Raw genomic sequence first — 15,582 nt, 5'->3', positions numbered from 1 at the left:
ACCTTATTGTGAAATTAAGGCCAGGGAAAGAGGATGTCCGCCAGACAGACATTATGTGTAAATTTATAAAGGTTTTTATTATGCCCTTGCATGTTGGAAGCGGATGTCTTCCCGCCACAATTACTAACCTTCGTATTAACTGTATTGCCCAATCTGCAACCCCGCCTGAAATGAGCTTATGGGAAAAAATTAAGGAGTTTTTCTGCTCAACGCACCAGACTGAAGCGCTGGAATGTATCTGGACGATTTGCCACCCTTCGGTCGGAACGACGCGGGAGGATGTAGTCAGCAGATTTGAACAGCTCAGGATGCTCGCGTATGCCGGATACGAGGAAAGCATTCACTCTGGCCGCCACGGGGAAAGCCACTTCTGTATCCTGGATGCAGACAACCAGGAGATATTGTCGGTCACCCTTGATGACGCCGGGAACTATACCGTGAATTGCCAGGGGCACAATGAAACATATCGCTTCACCATGGACATAGAACAGGGAGAGGAATGTACAGAACATGCGGAAGGGGCATCCGGGACACTCCAGGTATCCCCCCTTCCTGATCCGGCGGCTCCACAGACACCAGCAGCGTATGATGCTGTCTGGTCAGAATGGAAGAGGGCTGCGCCAGCAGAAGAGTTACGCGGTCGTGCTGCGACGGTACAGAGAATATGTACTTGCCTGAATAACGGCAGTCGAGAGCTTAATGTGGGAGAGTCAGGCCTTACCGCCTTACCAGACTGTTTACCAACGCATATAACAACATTAGTTATTCCTCATAATAATTATCTGACTAGCCTGCCGACGCTGCCGTCAGGACTGGAGGTGCTTACTGTCGAAGATAACCAACTGACCAGCCTGCCGCCATTGCCGGCAGGACTGGTGGTGCTGACGGTATCAGGTAACCAACTGACCAGTCTGCCGCCGTTGCCGGCAGGACTACAGACGCTGTCGGTAGCAGGTAACCAACTGACCAGCCTGCCGCCGTTGCCGGCAGGACTACAGATGCTGTTGGTAGCACGTAACCAACTGACCAGCCTACCGCCGTTGCCGGCAGGACTACAGATGCTGTTGGTAGCAGGTAATCAACTAACCAGCCTGCCGCCGTTGCCGGCAGGACTACAGAGGCTGTTGGTAGCAGGTAACCAACTGACCAGCCTGCCGCCGTTGCCGGCAGGACTACAGGTGCTGTCGGTATCAGATAATCAACTGACCAGCCTGCCGTTGTTGCCGGCAGGACTGGAGTTGCTGACGCTCGATCGCAATCCACAACTGGTCCGCCTGCCGCCGTTGCCGGAAGGACTACAGACGCTGTCGGTTGATGCTAACCCACAGTTGACCCGCCTGCCGGCGCTGCCGTCAGGCCTACAACGGTTGTATGCCCGCAATAACCAACTGACCCGCCTGCCGGAAAGCATCACGGGTCTGTCTTCAGAGGCAGCCGTAAATCTGGAAGGCAATCCTCTGTCTGAACGCACTCTGCAGGCGCTGCGGGACATCACCAGCGCGCCAGGCTATTCAGGCCCCAGGATACTATTCGATATGGCGGGGGCCTCCGCCCCCCGGGAAGCACGAGCACTGCACCTGGCGGCGGCTAACTGGCTGGTGCCTGCCCAGGAGGGGGGACCGGCTCCTGCAGACAGATGGCATATGTTCGGACAGGAAGATAACGCTGCTGCCTTCAGCCTCTTCCTGGACAGACTGAGTGAGACGGAAAACTGCATAAAGGACGCGGGGTTTAAGGCACAGATATCGTCCTGGTTGGCACAACTGGCTGAAGATGAGGCGCTGAGAGCAAAAACCTTTGCCATGGCAACAGAGGCAACAGCAAGCTGCCAGGACCGGGTCACACTTGCTCTGCACCAGATGAAGAACGTACAACTGATACATGATGCAGAAAAAGGGGAATACGATAATAATCTCGTGGTGCTGGTTGCCACGGGGCGTGAGATGTTCCGTCTGGAAAAACTGGAACAGATTGCCCGGGAAAAGGCCGGAACGCTGGCCTTGGCCGATGATGTTGAAGTCTATCTGGCGTATCAGAATAAGCTGAAGAAAGCACTCGGGCTGACCAGCGTGACGGCAGAAATGCGTTTCTTTAGAATATCCGGCGTGACGGTTTCAGACCTTCAGGCTGCGGAGCTTCAGGTGAAAGCCGCTGAAAAAAGCGAGTTCAGGGAGTGGATACTGCAGTGGGGGCCGTTACACAGCGTGCTGGAGCGCAAAGTGCCGGAACGCGTTAACGCGCTTCGTGAAAAGCAAATATCGGATTATGAGGAAACGTACCGGACGCTGTCTGACACAGAGCTGAGGCCGTCTGGGCTGGTCGGTAATACCGATGCAGAGCGCACTATCGGAGCAAGAGCGATGGAGAGCGCGAAGAAGACATTTTTGGATGGTCTGCGACCTCTTGTGGAGGAGATGCTGGGTAGCTATCTAGCGTCTTAACTGAACATGATATTCACCGCGCCAGGCGAATGGGGGACGTTGTACCTCGCCGGGCAGGGGATGCCGCAACAGTGGGCTATGAAGACCTGCTTCTTCCTGATGTTAAGGACATCCTGATTGCCTGTGTGGATGGTCTGAAGGGCTTCCCGGATGCGATAAACAACGTCTTCCTGCAGCCCCATATCCAGCTGTGCAGTATCCATATGGTGCGTAACAGCCTGAAATACGTAGCCTGGAAAGACTACAAAGCCGTCACCAGCGGCCGGAAGATGGTCTATCAGGCCCCGACCGAAGAGGCGGTACTGATGGCGATAGATGCGTTCGCGAAAGTCCGGGACGATAAATATCCGCAAATCAGAAAAAGCTGGCGTGCGCACCGGGAAAACCTCAATACGCTCTTCAGTTATCCGCCGGATATCCGCAAGGCCATCTATACGACAAACGCAGTCGAATTCCTAAACTGCGTGATCCGTGCCGCGATTAAGAAACGCAAGGTGTTCCCAACGGATGACTCAGTACGAAAAGTTATTTATCTGGCAATCAAGGATGCGTCAAAAAAATGGAGTATGCCGATCCAGAACTGGCGGCTGGCGATGAGCCGTTTTATTATCGAGTTCGGTGACCGCCTGAGCGATCACCTTTAATAACTGGGAAGTTACACAGAATTACTGACAGGCTCATTCTTTTGTGTTGCGCCTCTCTGTTTCTATTGTTTTAGATAGCCATAAGAGCTCCGTTGCTGAGAGTTTTAGTCGTGGGGTTTTTTCTTCTGCACCGGGTGGGCGCATTTCATAACTGCAGGACCATCTGCTGAATACTGTATAGCTCTGTATATCGCATGTTGTTGAGGTCAGTGTGCAATTCCTCGGTACTGGCTTGTTCTGTATAGGTCCGGAGATTTCTGGGTAGTGTCCTTTTGGGCCTGAACATATGTGTTTGATTGAAAATGGCATCGTGTTTTATCCTTTACGCTGTGAAATGTTGTTTTGTGCTCTTCTGTTGTGATTGGTGATGTGACGGGATCGTCCATGCACCCTTCCTTTTATTGACGGCGTATCAGTCCATTGATGCCATGCTCGCTTAATTTGTCCAGCATCATCAAGCCGTCGTTTTCTTTCTGCTGCAATTCAAGCAACTTAAACCGTATTTCGTTAAGTAAAGGTTTAATAACTCCGCGCTTGCGAACCACCTTTCTGATAACGTCTTTTTCGAAGTATAAACGGCAGAAGCGATTTTCATAATTCGCATACACTCTTCACCCAGCGCTGGCAAATCTTCAACGCTGAAAGGCTGGGGAGAAGGGCGTCCAGTTGCTGAACGGAGAGCGAACCATACTCCCTGATTCCACGCGTTATCAAACTTCATACCGTGGTTATCATCCAGACAAGGCGCTTGAGGTTGCTCATGTCTTTTGGGGAAAAAGGTTCGGTGGTGGGTACTGGATATCCTGGATCGGGAAGTGGGTTCCACTGGTGCCAAATACAGGGGGCTGGTAAACCGGGTGGATACCTCAAATCCTGACAGGCCAGAGCATCAGCCTGATAAAATCGTATTACTGATTTCTAACCAGTGGCACATTAATTGTACCAGCTCAGACTCCAACTGACAGTTTGCTTTAAGCGAGTAGCGGACGTGACCTGTCCCGCAGGAGTAAAAATAAACTTTCTATTGATACATTTAATTAACTTATTTATAACGTTATATTCCAAATGCAAACTTGTTCAATTGGATATGTATGGACATTCAAATCACACATCAAGTTACTGAATTTGATAAAGAAGAACTATTAGCCGGATTAAGAAGCTACAATGCTCAGTTCGTCGATTTTAGTAAAAATGGGCAGCTTGGGGTCTACTGCAGAAACGAAAGCGGCGAAATGGTAGGCGGATTAATTGCTGACAGAAAAGGTCCGTGGCTCTGCATCGACTATCTTTGGGTAAGTGAATCTGCAAGAAGCTGCGGTCTGGGGAGCAAACTTATGGAGATGGCCGAAAAAGAAGGTTTGCGGAAAGGCTGTGTTCATGGACTTGTAGATACCTTTAGCTTCCAGGCTCTCCCTTTTTATGAAAAACAGGGTTATATACTTCAAATGTCGCTATCGGACTTTCCTAAAGTAGGTTCGCAAAGGCATTATTTAATTAAGCCCGGTTTATAGCTTTGCTGCATTTGAATACCCATAGCTTTATGAAAGCTGTAATCAGGTAGCTTTAAAATATATCGTACTGGTGGTCTGTACACACCATGATCAGCGTCCGCTTCTGGCACAGGGCGGACAGTCAGATTAGGTTTGGCGCTGTGCCATAGATATGTCAGCTCACATTTGAGCTAATGCGCATTAATTATCTAAACCAGTTATTAACCACTTCCTCAAACCGCTGGGTTACTTTTTCTCACGGGAATTTCTCTTCCACACAACGTTGTCCATGTAAGGCAATATTGTTTAAATCAGGGGATGCCAGCGCTTTATTAATGTCCCTGGCAATGGTCTCCGGGGTCATTGGCTCCTGCAAATGGAAGCCGGTATCCCCCTCTTTTACGAGCTCAGTCATCCCGCCGCGTGTACTGACCAGTACAGGCTTTCCTGCCCCATTGCTTCAATTGCAACCATGCAGAACGGTTCCTGGAATTGAAAGGGAATAACAACCAGAACTGCTAACGAATAGTAATTGTATATCTCTTCAGGCGTTACACCTTCAACCATATGACAGTGTGGTTTTAGCCGTTTTGCTAATTCCCGCACCTCACGCTGATAGGTTGCTTTTTCACCTTTACTTTTACTCATATAGTTACCAACGACAACTAACTCTATATCGTTGCGTTCCTTGAGGAGTTGTTCGAACGCCTGTAAAAGCAAAGTCACTCCCTTATCCGGTGATATAAGGCCTGCAAAGAAAATCGTTTTTTTCTCCGGAGTTATTCCCAGGTCAGACTTTTGCAGTGGTACAACGTTTTTCTGATAGGCCTCCAGGTCAATACCATTAGGGACGATAGCGATATCAGCATTCGGCAGGTACGCCTGATAATGCTTCTTCAAAATCATGCTGGGGACGATCGTTTTAACGTTTTGATCTAACCCATCAGGTTCGAAAGCATTATGCATATGCATAACCATTTTTGCCTTTGGGGCTCTTTTGCGGATCTGGCGGTACAGCTTTATGCTGTTATGAACGATGATTACACTATCATCGGTAACGTTAAAGTCTTTTGCAATATTCAGAATGCGCTGTGAGTAGGGGAGCGGGTCAAGGCGAGTCCACTTCTGAAAGAGGCGCTTATAGAGTCCGCTGAAACCTATGCGATGAACAGAACAATGGTCATTTACCTTTAAAAAATCGCTATAACCTTCATTCTTAATACAAGCGATTCTGTTTGGTAGTTTTTGTTCGCCGTGCAACTTGGTACATCCATATCTCTACTGCGGCTGCACCACGCGGCGGGATGGAGAAAATTGGTGTAACCGTAAGCACTAATTTATCGATCATTGTAACTCCGTAAATCTTGTTGAGTTTTTACTCAACGAGGCGACTGCGCCTGACGCTTCGCATTAACATTGCAGATAATTCTTATTTCATACGTAACAGATAAAAAACATGAACCAACTCACAACTTCGTTAGCTATTAATATTCTTGCTATGTATTTATTGGGGTATGCGAACCTTTCGACTTTTACACTGATGATGGCCGCAGCGATGTGCTCAATGAACTAGCTGGTTTGCAGTACCTCACTACTTGGCGGTAGGATGACGGTGGTTAGTTCGAAGAAGTAGCGGAAAACTCAATAGAATACAAGCAATAAAGTGGATTCTTGCAGTGTCCCGGTATAATGATAGCTACCTGAATCATTGGTATATTTAACAGCAGACCCTCGCTTTTTCGCTTAAAATCTGTTTTTTGTCACAAGCGGCAAGTGTTTAACATTTTCTCAGATTATAGATTAGCGTGCTAGCTAAAGATGTCGAGTGTGGGATGTGACATCTGGTGAACTTATAAAACTCCATAGCTAGTTAAGAACGAAATCGTTATTCGTTAAAAAAACGTTATTATTCATGCGGTCAGGAGAGCTAATAATAAGAGGAAAACTTGCCCGAAATCTGCCCGAATTAAAACGGAAAAAGTGATAACTAATTGAATCTATTAGAACGCAACGGAACGTATTTCAGACGATAAAATAGTGGTTTTTTGTTTAACTATATGAATTTAAAGTGAATTTTTATTTTTAGCGAGAACAGGAATCGAATTCGGTCTCTTTTTATTTCCATTGTAAATCAATGGGTTATGTGTTTCCCTTCGAAATTTACTCAAATTTCTGTATTCCGGTCTTTTTGGTTAGATCACATCCAAATCCGGGTTAACATTTCTTTTACAGTAAAATCAGAGCATCACGTAAGCTTTATTATTGCGTTCATCGAGATAGGGTTTCGTGGTGTTCTCTGAGGTGTGGCCCAGTAGTTTTTGAGCGAATTCCTCGCCGCGTTCGTCTTTGTACAGCCGACCAGCCAGGCTACGGATCTCGTGAAATGTCGGTGGGTTATCACTGAATTTAACACCTGAAATTTTTCTGGCTTTTACAAATTTCTTTGTGAGCCCATCCGGGTGAATATTCCCGGTCGGGCTATTTTTCCTGATTCCTGCACTGATCATGAAATCGGTTCTGCTTACCAGCCGGCAGCGATCGATAACCGTTCCCGGACGTAACCCAGGCACCTCAAGGGTCAGGGATAGGGGAATAGCTATTTTCATTCCGGTTTTAATTTGAGTTACGTATAAGCGGTTGTCAAAAACATCATTAAATTTCATGTTTACGATATCCTCCCTACGTTGACCTGTAACGAGTGCTAAATCCATCGCGAGAGGGAACCATGAGGGCATATGCTCGTGTAGCATTATAAACCTCTATTCGCAAGCGCTCCCTTGCAACTTCAATTTTTGGTACCTTGGCTTTTTCAACCGGATTCAGTGTTATTCTTCCTTCTACAACAGCTTCACAAAACATGTCAGATAGTACAGACCTCGTCGCCCCCGCCATCGTGTTTTTACCTTCCGCGATCCATACCTCAAGAAATTCTGCAACATGACGCGTGCTTACTTCTGCCAGAATCATTTCTCCTAATCCGGGCAGTCCGTTTACGGGCCGTAAGTAACGAAGCTTAATGTAAATGTTAGATCGTATGCGCCTGTTAGGGGCTGCGGGTAAGATAGCCTTACAGACGCATCTGAAAAACCTCCGGCTATGCCGGAGAATATTTATTTACAAAAATCTTACTTCTTATCTTCCTTACTAATGATACAAGAACTAATGGGAAAACTATGCCGAATGAAAGATATGTTATTGTTTCAATGATTGACCCATTAGATGGGCCGTCAATGCGATGAAGATCATCAATTTGCTTGAGCCCTACAATGGTTAATAGAAGAGTTGCTATCTTGAAAAAGAAGAAGTGCATAGCGAGGATGTGTACTGTATTCTCGCCTATTGTTGTGAAAAATCTAACGAGTATGTTAGATTTTATGTGGTAAGAAATACCAATTACGAGAGAAATGCTAATAAGCGATAAAAAGATAAAGCAATACGGATCAATGCTTCCGTATAAATACATAGTTGGCCGTATTACAATGTAACTAAGGACTATGACGATTAGCGCTGGCAGCATAGCATTTATGCTGCTCAGGGATTTGAATCCAAATTTTTTAAATACATAGCCTATGTAGAAAAACGGCAAATAGACGAAGTATTGTGCGTTTGGAATGTGAGTGTTTATGTAGGGATTATTAGCAATTGCATTGCTTTTTACAATCCACCAACCAATGAAGAATAAAATTAAAACTGAAGATCCAATTAGCAGTTTATTTTCTTTAACCACTCTATTTAGCCAATAAAAAACAAACTGCATTAAAATCAATACTGGTATGAACCACATTGCACCTGCCAGTGCTTCAGATGGTATTGTTATAGACCGTATAAATGCTGTGACATAATCAGTAGGTGAGTAATAAATGTAATTTGTAGGTTGTAACCCAAACTCAGTAAGTAAATTATGCGCCGATATGATTATCGCAGAATAAATAAGGTACTGACAAATAAGCTTTGATCTGCTTTTTAAAAATTTACTAAATCTGTCAGCATACTTGTCGTAATGAAAGAAATAACCCGATAGCAGAAAAAATCCGGCAACTTGATAGTAATAGAATACCTCCCCAAATGGGAAATTTGCAATGTGTCCAGCAACAACAGACAGCATCATAATTCCCTTGGCTATATCAAGACTTCTGTCTCTGTTGCTTCTTACAGATGGAGTTTGCAATAATTCTGGCGTTAGATTGTGCATGTCGTACAAAAAGTGAATTAATCAGTGCGAGAAATTTAACATATTACACTGGAAAAGAAAAACAACTTACCACTTGTGAGCAAAACCATCGCGCCAGAAAATTTACAAACATAAAAACCGTCTCTGCATTACAAACTTAGGAACGAGGGGGCTAAGGAGAACCCAGCATATGCAAGCGACAGCCAGAGATTCAAAATTGACGAGATCTGCAGGGTCAATTGCAGTACATGCTTGGCTGAGACTATGAATGGCTATGCCATTTTCCAGCCAGATCTTTCGCGTGCAGCTTCAGATGCCAATACCAGTGGAATGTAGACCACAGGTTCGTCATCAGGTTATAGCTCAGCAGGGCGGCTGTGACACCATCACTCCAGCGGGCCAGGATACTCAAGCCAGATTCTGGTATTCTATCCAGACTTGGGGCAGAGTGACTAACAGAGATTGGTTATCCGGGCTGTATGTTACTTTACCATGCGTAGTGTTCAGTTTCAGACACTGCCGGACGGGCCCGAGTAGTCGGCGGTTCTCCTCTTTTAACCCGAGCATGTCTGCCAGTGCAGAGATGATGCAGAACCGTGAGTGCTCGTCGCTAATCTCCACCACACTGACTTTTTATTGATTGTGAATGAGTCTGTCATTCACGTAAATATCAAGCAGGTAATTCCCTGGCGCAATATAGCCATCCCGGCTGAAGGCGGATAAATCCACACTGAGGTGGTCACTGTTTTTAAGAGAATCGGCGCTGAACTCCGTCGTCTCTACTGGCAACAACAGTATATTCAGAGTAATTAGCAGCGTAGGCCGATTCAGTTTCATGGTATAAGCCGCTATCCGTGTTGCCTGAATAAATGAAAATCCGCCGCTGCTGATTTAAACCGTTCCGTGAAATAACAGCGCATCACTGAAGAAATAAACAATTCTGGCGTCCGGACATACCAGATAAATGGACAGCGAAACTGTTTATTAATATCTGAAATAAATATCGGCTTGTGGGCCGTATCAGAAGTGTTTCTGATTATAGATGACTGTGGTGCCGACAGTGCCTTGGGAGATTGATCCTCCAGCGGTTATCATACGTGCAAAGAAATTCAGCTTATTAGTCGCCGAATAGGTATCCAGCGTAGTATCACCTGCTGTAGGTGCCTTGCTCAGGTCCACAGGATTAACGCCATCACCTGTCAGAAGCTGAATAGCCACATTGGTAACAGAATTGCTTGCAGTATTTGCTATTTCTCCTTTAGCCAAATGACCGTCCAGTGGGGGCAGAACACTCGGGAATGTCATGGCCACTGTTGAATAGTGGCGGCACCCGCGCCCGAAGTACTTCCGAGGCCCTCAAATAAATACCCGGTAAGATTGATAATAACTGAAACCGAACTCGAGGACTTGCCTGCTGCTGAGACCCTGGTCTACTTTGATGCTCTCGCTGTCCGGCACAATGCTGCCCGACGCATCAATGGCTGAGACACTAAGGTCATCGCCCTCCCGCCAGCGTCAGTGGTGGCAATAGCGCCAGCAGTAAAAGTCGACGCGCCATATATCATACCGACAGTCGCTAGGGTAAGCATTATTTTATTACGCATAGATAATGTCATTTGAGCGAATGAGAATTATTGTTCACAGGCTGAAGATAGGTCTGAAAATATTAATGAGAGACGTTCATGTAAAGCGGGTATCAATAATAAAAGCCACACCACCAAAGTGTCTGGCCCCCCTTCCCGGGACGCCGACATTTAATATAATTCATTGATAATAATAGTGAATTTGAATCAAAATAACAAAAAATAGATCGATACGATAAACGTTTATGATTGTGATTTAAGAGTAATCATGAAAGAAGCACTTTTAAAAAAACTAACATGTCGAATGTCTTGTTTGTAAGTGTTTACCATGATTGTGAAATATTTTATAATATTATTGATGAAATGTGTCTTTTATTTTGCGGGAGAGCTCAATATCATGAATGATAATTTCAAGTCTGTGTTCAGACCGAAACGAAAACAGGATTAAATACTGCTACAAAATCAAATGTAAGGTTATTAATTCTAATGTTTTAAACTGTCCTGGCTCAAATGCAATAAAGATTCATCGGTGAAGCGGCATATTTCTTTAATTGTGATGGTCATCACGATAGTCGCCATGTACTTCGCAGCACTGAACATAGTATGAAACTACTACAGCTAACACTGTCTACTGGAGTAGTCTGGCTATCAGTCGTGTTGAGCTCTGAAATGTTAAAGATACAACATATGCCGACTCTGGAAGTATTCCTTTGTCTCCGGTTAGACGAAAATTGTTATTGCAGCAGTTGAGAGAATTTCATATCACGGTCTCTTCAGTTGCCGAAAGGATTTATATCTTTTTAGCCAAACAGCGTTATGCTGCTGAAATACTCGACTTGTAGGTTATCACAATAAAGCATTTTTTATGGCGCGAGCAAGTATTTATGGCGATTATTCTTGGTGGAGATGATAGCGCGTCACTGAAATTGATGAGTGCTGGAAAGTGTGTGCTGGGACTGTGGTATCATGGGCAAGGTAAAAGAGCGTACTTACATTTACCGGTATTCCATTCGCTTGGAGAAATACATTCTCTCTACCATGAAATGATAAAAAAATAATTGCTAAGGGGAGGGCTGGGATGGCGTTTAACTAATTGCCCTTCGCCCCTGGCACTGCTAGAGGTACTCAGACAGCCGCTTGTAGGCGGCATGGTACGGATACAAAAACATATAGCGCTGTTATATAAACTGTAAACTGGGCTGTGCGTATAATACGAATCTTTCACTCAGAGAAACCTGCTGACAGCGTTAGTACTCCATTAATTAATTTTGTACTAAATCTCTGTGGTATGGCACAGACGTTTAGAAGACAGGTCAATTGCGAGCTGCTGGCTGGGATTTCGTCGCGCCGCTCAAAAATGCGCAGAGTTTTTCACCCGCCGTCAATGGCTCAATGGGCGTTTTTCCGAGGGCGGTCTCAGTCATGACGATAGCAGGACCAATAAGCATGGACCATACTTCGCTCGTGTCTTGCTCAAGCGATGTGAAGGCAAGGAACAGTGTTTTATCTGAAGGAAAGCGGTGCTGAGTATTAAAAAGTTTCAGCCAGGCGCGGGACTGCCGGTCGGCCTGTGTTGAGCGCGTGCCGAAGCGGAGTACTCTTTTTAGTATGGCAATACCCACAATGCCTGGCCCCAGAATAAAGGGACTCCCGACGTTTATGGTGACGCCGATCCCGAGAAAAACGAGGGCGAATGACAGCACGTTATCTACTCTTCTGGTAAGAGTACTGTATAGTTTTTCCAGAGAGTACCGGTAAAGAATTTGATAACTGATTTCATCCTTGCTCATACATCTCCAGATGGTTTTTCGATTACGCTCCGGTATGTTCCCGGAATCCTGACAGATTCTGCAATTATGCCACACTTCCTGGAGGGTATTAATTAGATAGAATATAAATAGCAGGCAAATATTTTGAGCTTTTAGTCGATATCGCTTTGAATATCATTTCTCCTGCATCAGGAGATGCTGTTGTCGAGCATCGTGTCAAACGTTGCTGCGCCGGTCGGACTGCACAGGGTAACTCTCGTAGTCAGACTCTCATTATGGTCTCTAAATGGATAATCCGCAGTCGTAACACGCCGAATGTCACGACTGACGCTATTATTACCCTGGCTTGTTAAAGCGGCATGACCACATTTTCTATATATAATAATTGGTTGTCTTTCGACCAGTATTGTCGAGTTTTTTGGTTTAATTCAACAATCCATTTAAAAACGCCTGCTGTTGCCAGATCGGTACAGTATTTTTCATAGGAATGTTCCCCCGAAAAGTGTTTGGCTGAAGTCAATTTTATTAATTGCGTATTTGATGTTGAATTGACTTTAATCAGCTTTCTATTGCTTTTAATAGAAATGAAGTGGCCTGCATGAGTGATAATTTTCACATTACCGGTAGCAACAAAATAGATGTAATAAGCGATATTATTATATTCCAGATCGATTAGAAATGCGTTGAAATTTGCATCCTTTCTGACGCGCTCGAAAAAGTGGTTAAGCATAAGCTGTAATTCCATTTGTTAACCTATTGTAAGTTATAATGTTATATGTTGTGTTAGAGTATTGTTGCTTAAAAGCAGCCATATAAAGATGTTACCTAAAAGCAATAATAATCGTCTGGTATCATATAGTTTACGTTATGATTGGAATAGTGTTGCAATTGTTACTGATTATTTCTCGTAACGCGTTTTTTTTGACCACTAATAGATGCGTCAATCCATTTCATTTGTAGTTTTTCTGAATGCCATGAAAAGTCATAATATATAAAAATCAGTTAATTAATTGATATTTAGATAAGGATTACAGTGGCGGAGAGGTTTGGCGTGGAGACTTTATAGGTTTTGAAAAAGCGGCTAACCTGCAGGCAGGATAACTGACAGTCAGTGTTTGAATGGGGGCAAAATCGTAACAACATCAGCATAAATAATAATATTCATGAATGTTTTTTGTGACGCAGCAGTTGAATTGAAGTGATGTTTTGCCTGTTCAGGATTGTCCCGATAAAAATGTTCCTCGATAAAAGTCGATCACCTTGCGCCGAAAAAAAACAGGCTAAGTGACAGAAGAACAAAATTCATCAGGAAAATAAAATTTATACAGATCAATGAGTAAAAATGGTTGTGGAGAAGGTGGCTATTTTTTGAAAGCAAGAAATATAAATAAAGTGTAGCTATGCATAGTTATCTAAAAGGAGAACTACCGTGACTAATATAACCCTATCCACCCAGCACTACAGAATCCATAGAAGTGACGTTGAACCAGTAAAAGAAAAAACAACGGAGAAGGACATTTTTGCGAAAAGTATTACTGCCGTTAGAAATAGCTTTATCAGCCTGTCGACGAGTCTGTCAGATCGCTTGAGCCTGCATCTGCAAACAGACATACCGACTAGCCATTTTCATCGTGGGAACGCCTCTGAGGGTAGGGCAGTATTAACCAGTAAAACTGTTAAAGATTTTATGCTGCAAAAGCTCAATAGCCTGGATATCAAAGGTAATGCGAGTAAAGATCCGGCCTATGCTCGTCAGACATGCGAAGCCATATTATCAGCCGTGTACAGTAATAATAAAGATCACTGTTGTAAATTACTCATCAGTAAAGGGGTCAGTATTACCCCCTTTCTGAAAGAGATAGGAGAGGCTGCGCAGAATGCGGGGCTACCTGGGGAGATAAAAAACGGCGTATTTACTCCAGGTGGGGCAGGGGCGAATCCTTTTGTCGTCCCCCTCATTGCTGCAGCGAGCATTAAATATCCGCATATGTTTATAAATCATAATCAGCAGGTGTCTTTTAAAGCGTATGCTGAGAAAATCGTTATGAAAGAGGTTACGCCGCTGTTTAATAAGGGGACGATGCCGACGCCACAACAATTTCAGCTAACTATAGAAAATATCGCGAATAAGTATCTTCAGAATGCCTCCTGAAGATAGCAAACACAATACTGCTATTAACCATATGAATTAATAGCAGATTTTCTGAAAGTATATATTCATTTTTATGGCGACGCTTTTAACAAAACGTCGCCATCTTTATTTTAATATAAAAATAAAATGGATACCCTTAAAACTTAAAATAATTGTTATTACCCTAAATACCTACATAACCAGACAGTTTTTTTTGTAACGCTGCGTGTTGTTAAGTCTATGATACCCGCGCACGGATGATGTCTCGATAAGGATTAATGGTCTGTTAACTGTCAGGAGAGGTTATGCCGCCTTTAAAAAAAATTATGCTGCTCCTGTTTGTGGGGGTGATGGTCGCCACGGTAACGACACCTGCATTGGCGCTGGTTTGCCTTGCAACTCACTCAGCTCAAGAGTGTGCTGAAGTCTGTGGTGTCGATATGTGGTTTATGTTTTTGGCATGCTTTTAAGGAGGGAGAATATTGAAGGTGAACAGGCGATAGTGAGTAGCTCGCTGCGCCAGGGGATAACACTCCCCTGGCGCAGTCAGTTATATTTTAGTGCGATGATAACAAAGCATTTACTCACTACTGATGAAATTCGCTATTTACAACAGTGTACGTTTACTAAGCAAGAAAATCTGCACACGCTATCTTTTTATATCTGTCCTGGGTAATGAACGACAGGAAAACATGATGCGGCCTGAAGAGGTTTATCAGCGAATAGAGGCAAAGAATTGGCGGCATGTCTGGGTGGTCGGCGATATTCACGGCTGTTTTTCAATGTTAATGAAAAGGTTACGTGAGTGTCGATTTGATCCGCAACAAGACTTGTTAGTTTCTGTGGGCGATCTCATTGATAGAGGCCCGGACAGCCTGGGTTGCCTGGCTTTACTGCGTGAGTCCTGGATGACGGCGGTTCGCGGCAATCATGAACAAATGGCGCTGGATGCGCGGGCCTCATCGCAGTCGACGCTGTGGTTGATGAATGGTGGCGACTGGTTTACCCGCCTGACGGCTGAACACGCTGCGCAAGCTGAAGCGCTTTTTATCCTTTGTCAGCGACTGCCCTGGATACTGGAAGTTCGCTGCCGCTATAGCACGCATGTGATCGCTCATGCTGATTACCCCGCGTCAACCTATCAATGGCAAAAAAAGGTCGATTTACATCAGGTTCTCTGGAGCCGCGAACGACTCATAAATAAGCGCGGCGGGATTAGCGGTGCCGATCATTTTTGGTTTGGCCATACGCCGTTGCGTCGGCGCATGGATTTCGCCAACGTACACTATATTGATACGGGCGCGGTATTTGGCGGGCAATTGACGTTAGCGCGGATACAATAGCGGCATCAGC

At 44.6% G+C, this 15,582-nt stretch carries 14 protein-coding genes and 3 pseudogenes; 8 read left to right on the top strand and 9 right to left on the bottom strand.

Annotation, left to right across the window (positions count from 1 at the left end; genetic code table 11):
* Positions 1-80: 80 nt before the first annotated feature.
* Together sspH2 and ACLJQJ_RS08185 are read left to right on the top strand one after the other, a co-directional pair.
* Positions 81-2,441 carry a type III secretion system effector E3 ubiquitin transferase SspH2 gene (gene sspH2 / locus ACLJQJ_RS08190; RefSeq protein WP_063809182.1) on the top strand — a complete coding sequence of 787 codons (2,361 nt, stop codon included), beginning with the start codon at positions 81-83 and terminating at the stop codon, positions 2,439-2,441.
* 101 nt (positions 2,442-2,542) lie between these two features.
* Positions 2,543-3,085, top strand: a pseudogene (locus ACLJQJ_RS08185) (transposase); the annotation flags it as partial.
* 145 nt (positions 3,086-3,230) lie between these two features.
* On the opposite strand, the gene ACLJQJ_RS08180 reads toward ACLJQJ_RS08185, so the two are convergent.
* Complete coding sequence (locus ACLJQJ_RS08180; RefSeq protein ID WP_031607419.1) at positions 3,231-3,371, bottom strand: hypothetical protein; 141 nt, start codon at positions 3,369-3,371, stop codon at positions 3,231-3,233.
* Between the two features lie 168 nt (positions 3,372-3,539).
* Positions 3,540-3,806 (bottom strand): hypothetical protein, encoded by a 267-nt coding sequence (locus ACLJQJ_RS08175; RefSeq protein WP_077950928.1) that lies wholly within the window; start codon positions 3,804-3,806, stop codon positions 3,540-3,542.
* 370 nt (positions 3,807-4,176) lie between these two features.
* Here ACLJQJ_RS08175 and ACLJQJ_RS08170 point away from each other — a divergent pair, with 370 nt between their 5' ends.
* Positions 4,177-4,596 (top strand): GNAT family N-acetyltransferase, encoded by a 420-nt coding sequence (locus ACLJQJ_RS08170; RefSeq protein ID WP_063809168.1) that lies wholly within the window; start codon positions 4,177-4,179, stop codon positions 4,594-4,596.
* A 235-nt stretch (positions 4,597-4,831) separates the two neighbouring features.
* On the opposite strand, the pseudogene ACLJQJ_RS08165 reads toward ACLJQJ_RS08170, so the two are convergent.
* The 5 genes and pseudogenes from ACLJQJ_RS08165 to ACLJQJ_RS08145 all read right to left on the bottom strand — a co-directional run bounded on the left by ACLJQJ_RS08165 (position 4,832) and on the right by ACLJQJ_RS08145 (position 10,012).
* A pseudogene (locus ACLJQJ_RS08165) lies at positions 4,832-5,923 on the bottom strand (glycosyltransferase).
* A gap of 889 nt (positions 5,924-6,812) precedes the next feature.
* A pseudogene (locus tag ACLJQJ_RS08160) lies at positions 6,813-7,551 on the bottom strand (tyrosine-type recombinase/integrase); the annotation flags it as partial.
* 118 nt (positions 7,552-7,669) lie between these two features.
* Positions 7,670-8,767, bottom strand: a complete 1,098-nt coding sequence (locus ACLJQJ_RS08155) for an acyltransferase family protein (protein ID WP_223230491.1) — start codon at positions 8,765-8,767, stop codon at positions 7,670-7,672.
* 612 nt (positions 8,768-9,379) lie between these two features.
* On the bottom strand, positions 9,380-9,583 hold the full coding sequence (locus ACLJQJ_RS08150; protein ID WP_024798203.1) for a FimD/PapC N-terminal domain-containing protein: 204 nt from the start codon (positions 9,581-9,583) through the stop codon (positions 9,380-9,382).
* A 183-nt stretch (positions 9,584-9,766) separates the two neighbouring features.
* Positions 9,767-10,012 (bottom strand): hypothetical protein, encoded by a 246-nt coding sequence (locus ACLJQJ_RS08145; RefSeq protein ID WP_223229638.1) that lies wholly within the window; start codon positions 10,010-10,012, stop codon positions 9,767-9,769.
* A gap of 1,201 nt (positions 10,013-11,213) precedes the next feature.
* Between ACLJQJ_RS08145 and ACLJQJ_RS08140 the strand changes: the two genes are divergently transcribed.
* On the top strand, positions 11,214-11,387 hold the full coding sequence (locus tag ACLJQJ_RS08140; protein ID WP_079838199.1) for a CZB domain-containing protein: 174 nt from the start codon (positions 11,214-11,216) through the stop codon (positions 11,385-11,387).
* A 255-nt stretch (positions 11,388-11,642) separates the two neighbouring features.
* On the opposite strand, the gene ACLJQJ_RS08135 is transcribed toward ACLJQJ_RS08140, so the two are convergent.
* Together ACLJQJ_RS08135 and ACLJQJ_RS08130 are read right to left on the bottom strand one after the other, a co-directional pair.
* Complete coding sequence (locus ACLJQJ_RS08135) at positions 11,643-12,119, bottom strand: hypothetical protein (protein WP_063809171.1); 477 nt, start codon at positions 12,117-12,119, stop codon at positions 11,643-11,645.
* Between the two features lie 328 nt (positions 12,120-12,447).
* Positions 12,448-12,843 carry a DUF1398 domain-containing protein gene (locus ACLJQJ_RS08130; RefSeq protein ID WP_063809172.1) on the bottom strand — a complete coding sequence of 132 codons (396 nt, stop codon included), beginning with the start codon at positions 12,841-12,843 and terminating at the stop codon, positions 12,448-12,450.
* A 684-nt stretch (positions 12,844-13,527) separates the two neighbouring features.
* Between ACLJQJ_RS08130 and sopE2 the strand changes: the two genes are divergently transcribed.
* The 4 genes from sopE2 (at position 13,528) to pphA (ending at position 15,572) form a co-directional block, all read left to right on the top strand.
* Positions 13,528-14,250, top strand: a complete 723-nt coding sequence (sopE2, locus tag ACLJQJ_RS08125; protein ID WP_063809173.1) for an SPI-1 type III secretion system guanine nucleotide exchange factor SopE2 — start codon at positions 13,528-13,530, stop codon at positions 14,248-14,250.
* A gap of 284 nt (positions 14,251-14,534) precedes the next feature.
* Entirely contained in the window at positions 14,535-14,699 is a 165-nt protein-coding gene (locus tag ACLJQJ_RS08120; protein WP_001134854.1) for a hypothetical protein, read from the top strand.
* Positions 14,690-14,905: a hypothetical protein gene (locus ACLJQJ_RS08115; RefSeq protein WP_024149241.1), complete on the top strand. Its 216-nt coding sequence runs from the start codon at positions 14,690-14,692 to the stop codon at positions 14,903-14,905. The genes ACLJQJ_RS08120 and ACLJQJ_RS08115 overlap by 10 nt, the downstream gene beginning before the upstream one ends.
* Positions 14,906-14,921: 16 nt before the next feature.
* Positions 14,922-15,572 (top strand): protein-serine/threonine phosphatase, encoded by a 651-nt coding sequence (pphA, locus tag ACLJQJ_RS08110; protein ID WP_063809174.1) that lies wholly within the window; start codon positions 14,922-14,924, stop codon positions 15,570-15,572.
* Positions 15,573-15,582 lie beyond the last annotated feature (10 nt).

It is taken from the genome of Salmonella sp. SAL04202 (assembly GCF_046550775.1).
Taxonomy (GTDB): Bacteria; Pseudomonadota; Gammaproteobacteria; order Enterobacterales; family Enterobacteriaceae; genus Salmonella; species Salmonella enterica.
The sequence above is the reverse complement of the archived record's forward strand: the minus strand, read 5'-3'. Positions and strand labels throughout refer to the sequence as shown.

Coding starts and splice junctions, on each gene's coding strand:
- sspH2 (WP_063809182.1), top strand. CDS start 81: ATGCCCTTGCATGTTGGAAGCGGATGTCTTCCCGCCACAATTACTAAC.
- ACLJQJ_RS08180 (WP_031607419.1), bottom strand. CDS start 3,371: ATGTTCAGGCCCAAAAGGACACTACCCAGAAATCTCCGGACCTATACA.
- ACLJQJ_RS08175 (WP_077950928.1), bottom strand. CDS start 3,806: ATGAAGTTTGATAACGCGTGGAATCAGGGAGTATGGTTCGCTCTCCGT.
- ACLJQJ_RS08170 (WP_063809168.1), top strand. CDS start 4,177: ATGGACATTCAAATCACACATCAAGTTACTGAATTTGATAAAGAAGAA.
- ACLJQJ_RS08155 (WP_223230491.1), bottom strand. CDS start 8,767: ATGCACAATCTAACGCCAGAATTATTGCAAACTCCATCTGTAAGAAGC.
- ACLJQJ_RS08150 (WP_024798203.1), bottom strand. CDS start 9,583: ATGAAACTGAATCGGCCTACGCTGCTAATTACTCTGAATATACTGTTG.
- ACLJQJ_RS08140 (WP_079838199.1), top strand. CDS start 11,214: ATGGCGATTATTCTTGGTGGAGATGATAGCGCGTCACTGAAATTGATG.
- ACLJQJ_RS08135 (WP_063809171.1), bottom strand. CDS start 12,119: ATGAGCAAGGATGAAATCAGTTATCAAATTCTTTACCGGTACTCTCTG.
- ACLJQJ_RS08130 (WP_063809172.1), bottom strand. CDS start 12,843: ATGGAATTACAGCTTATGCTTAACCACTTTTTCGAGCGCGTCAGAAAG.
- ACLJQJ_RS08120 (WP_001134854.1), top strand. CDS start 14,535: ATGCCGCCTTTAAAAAAAATTATGCTGCTCCTGTTTGTGGGGGTGATG.
- ACLJQJ_RS08115 (WP_024149241.1), top strand. CDS start 14,690: ATGCTTTTAAGGAGGGAGAATATTGAAGGTGAACAGGCGATAGTGAGT.
- pphA (WP_063809174.1), top strand. CDS start 14,922: ATGATGCGGCCTGAAGAGGTTTATCAGCGAATAGAGGCAAAGAATTGG.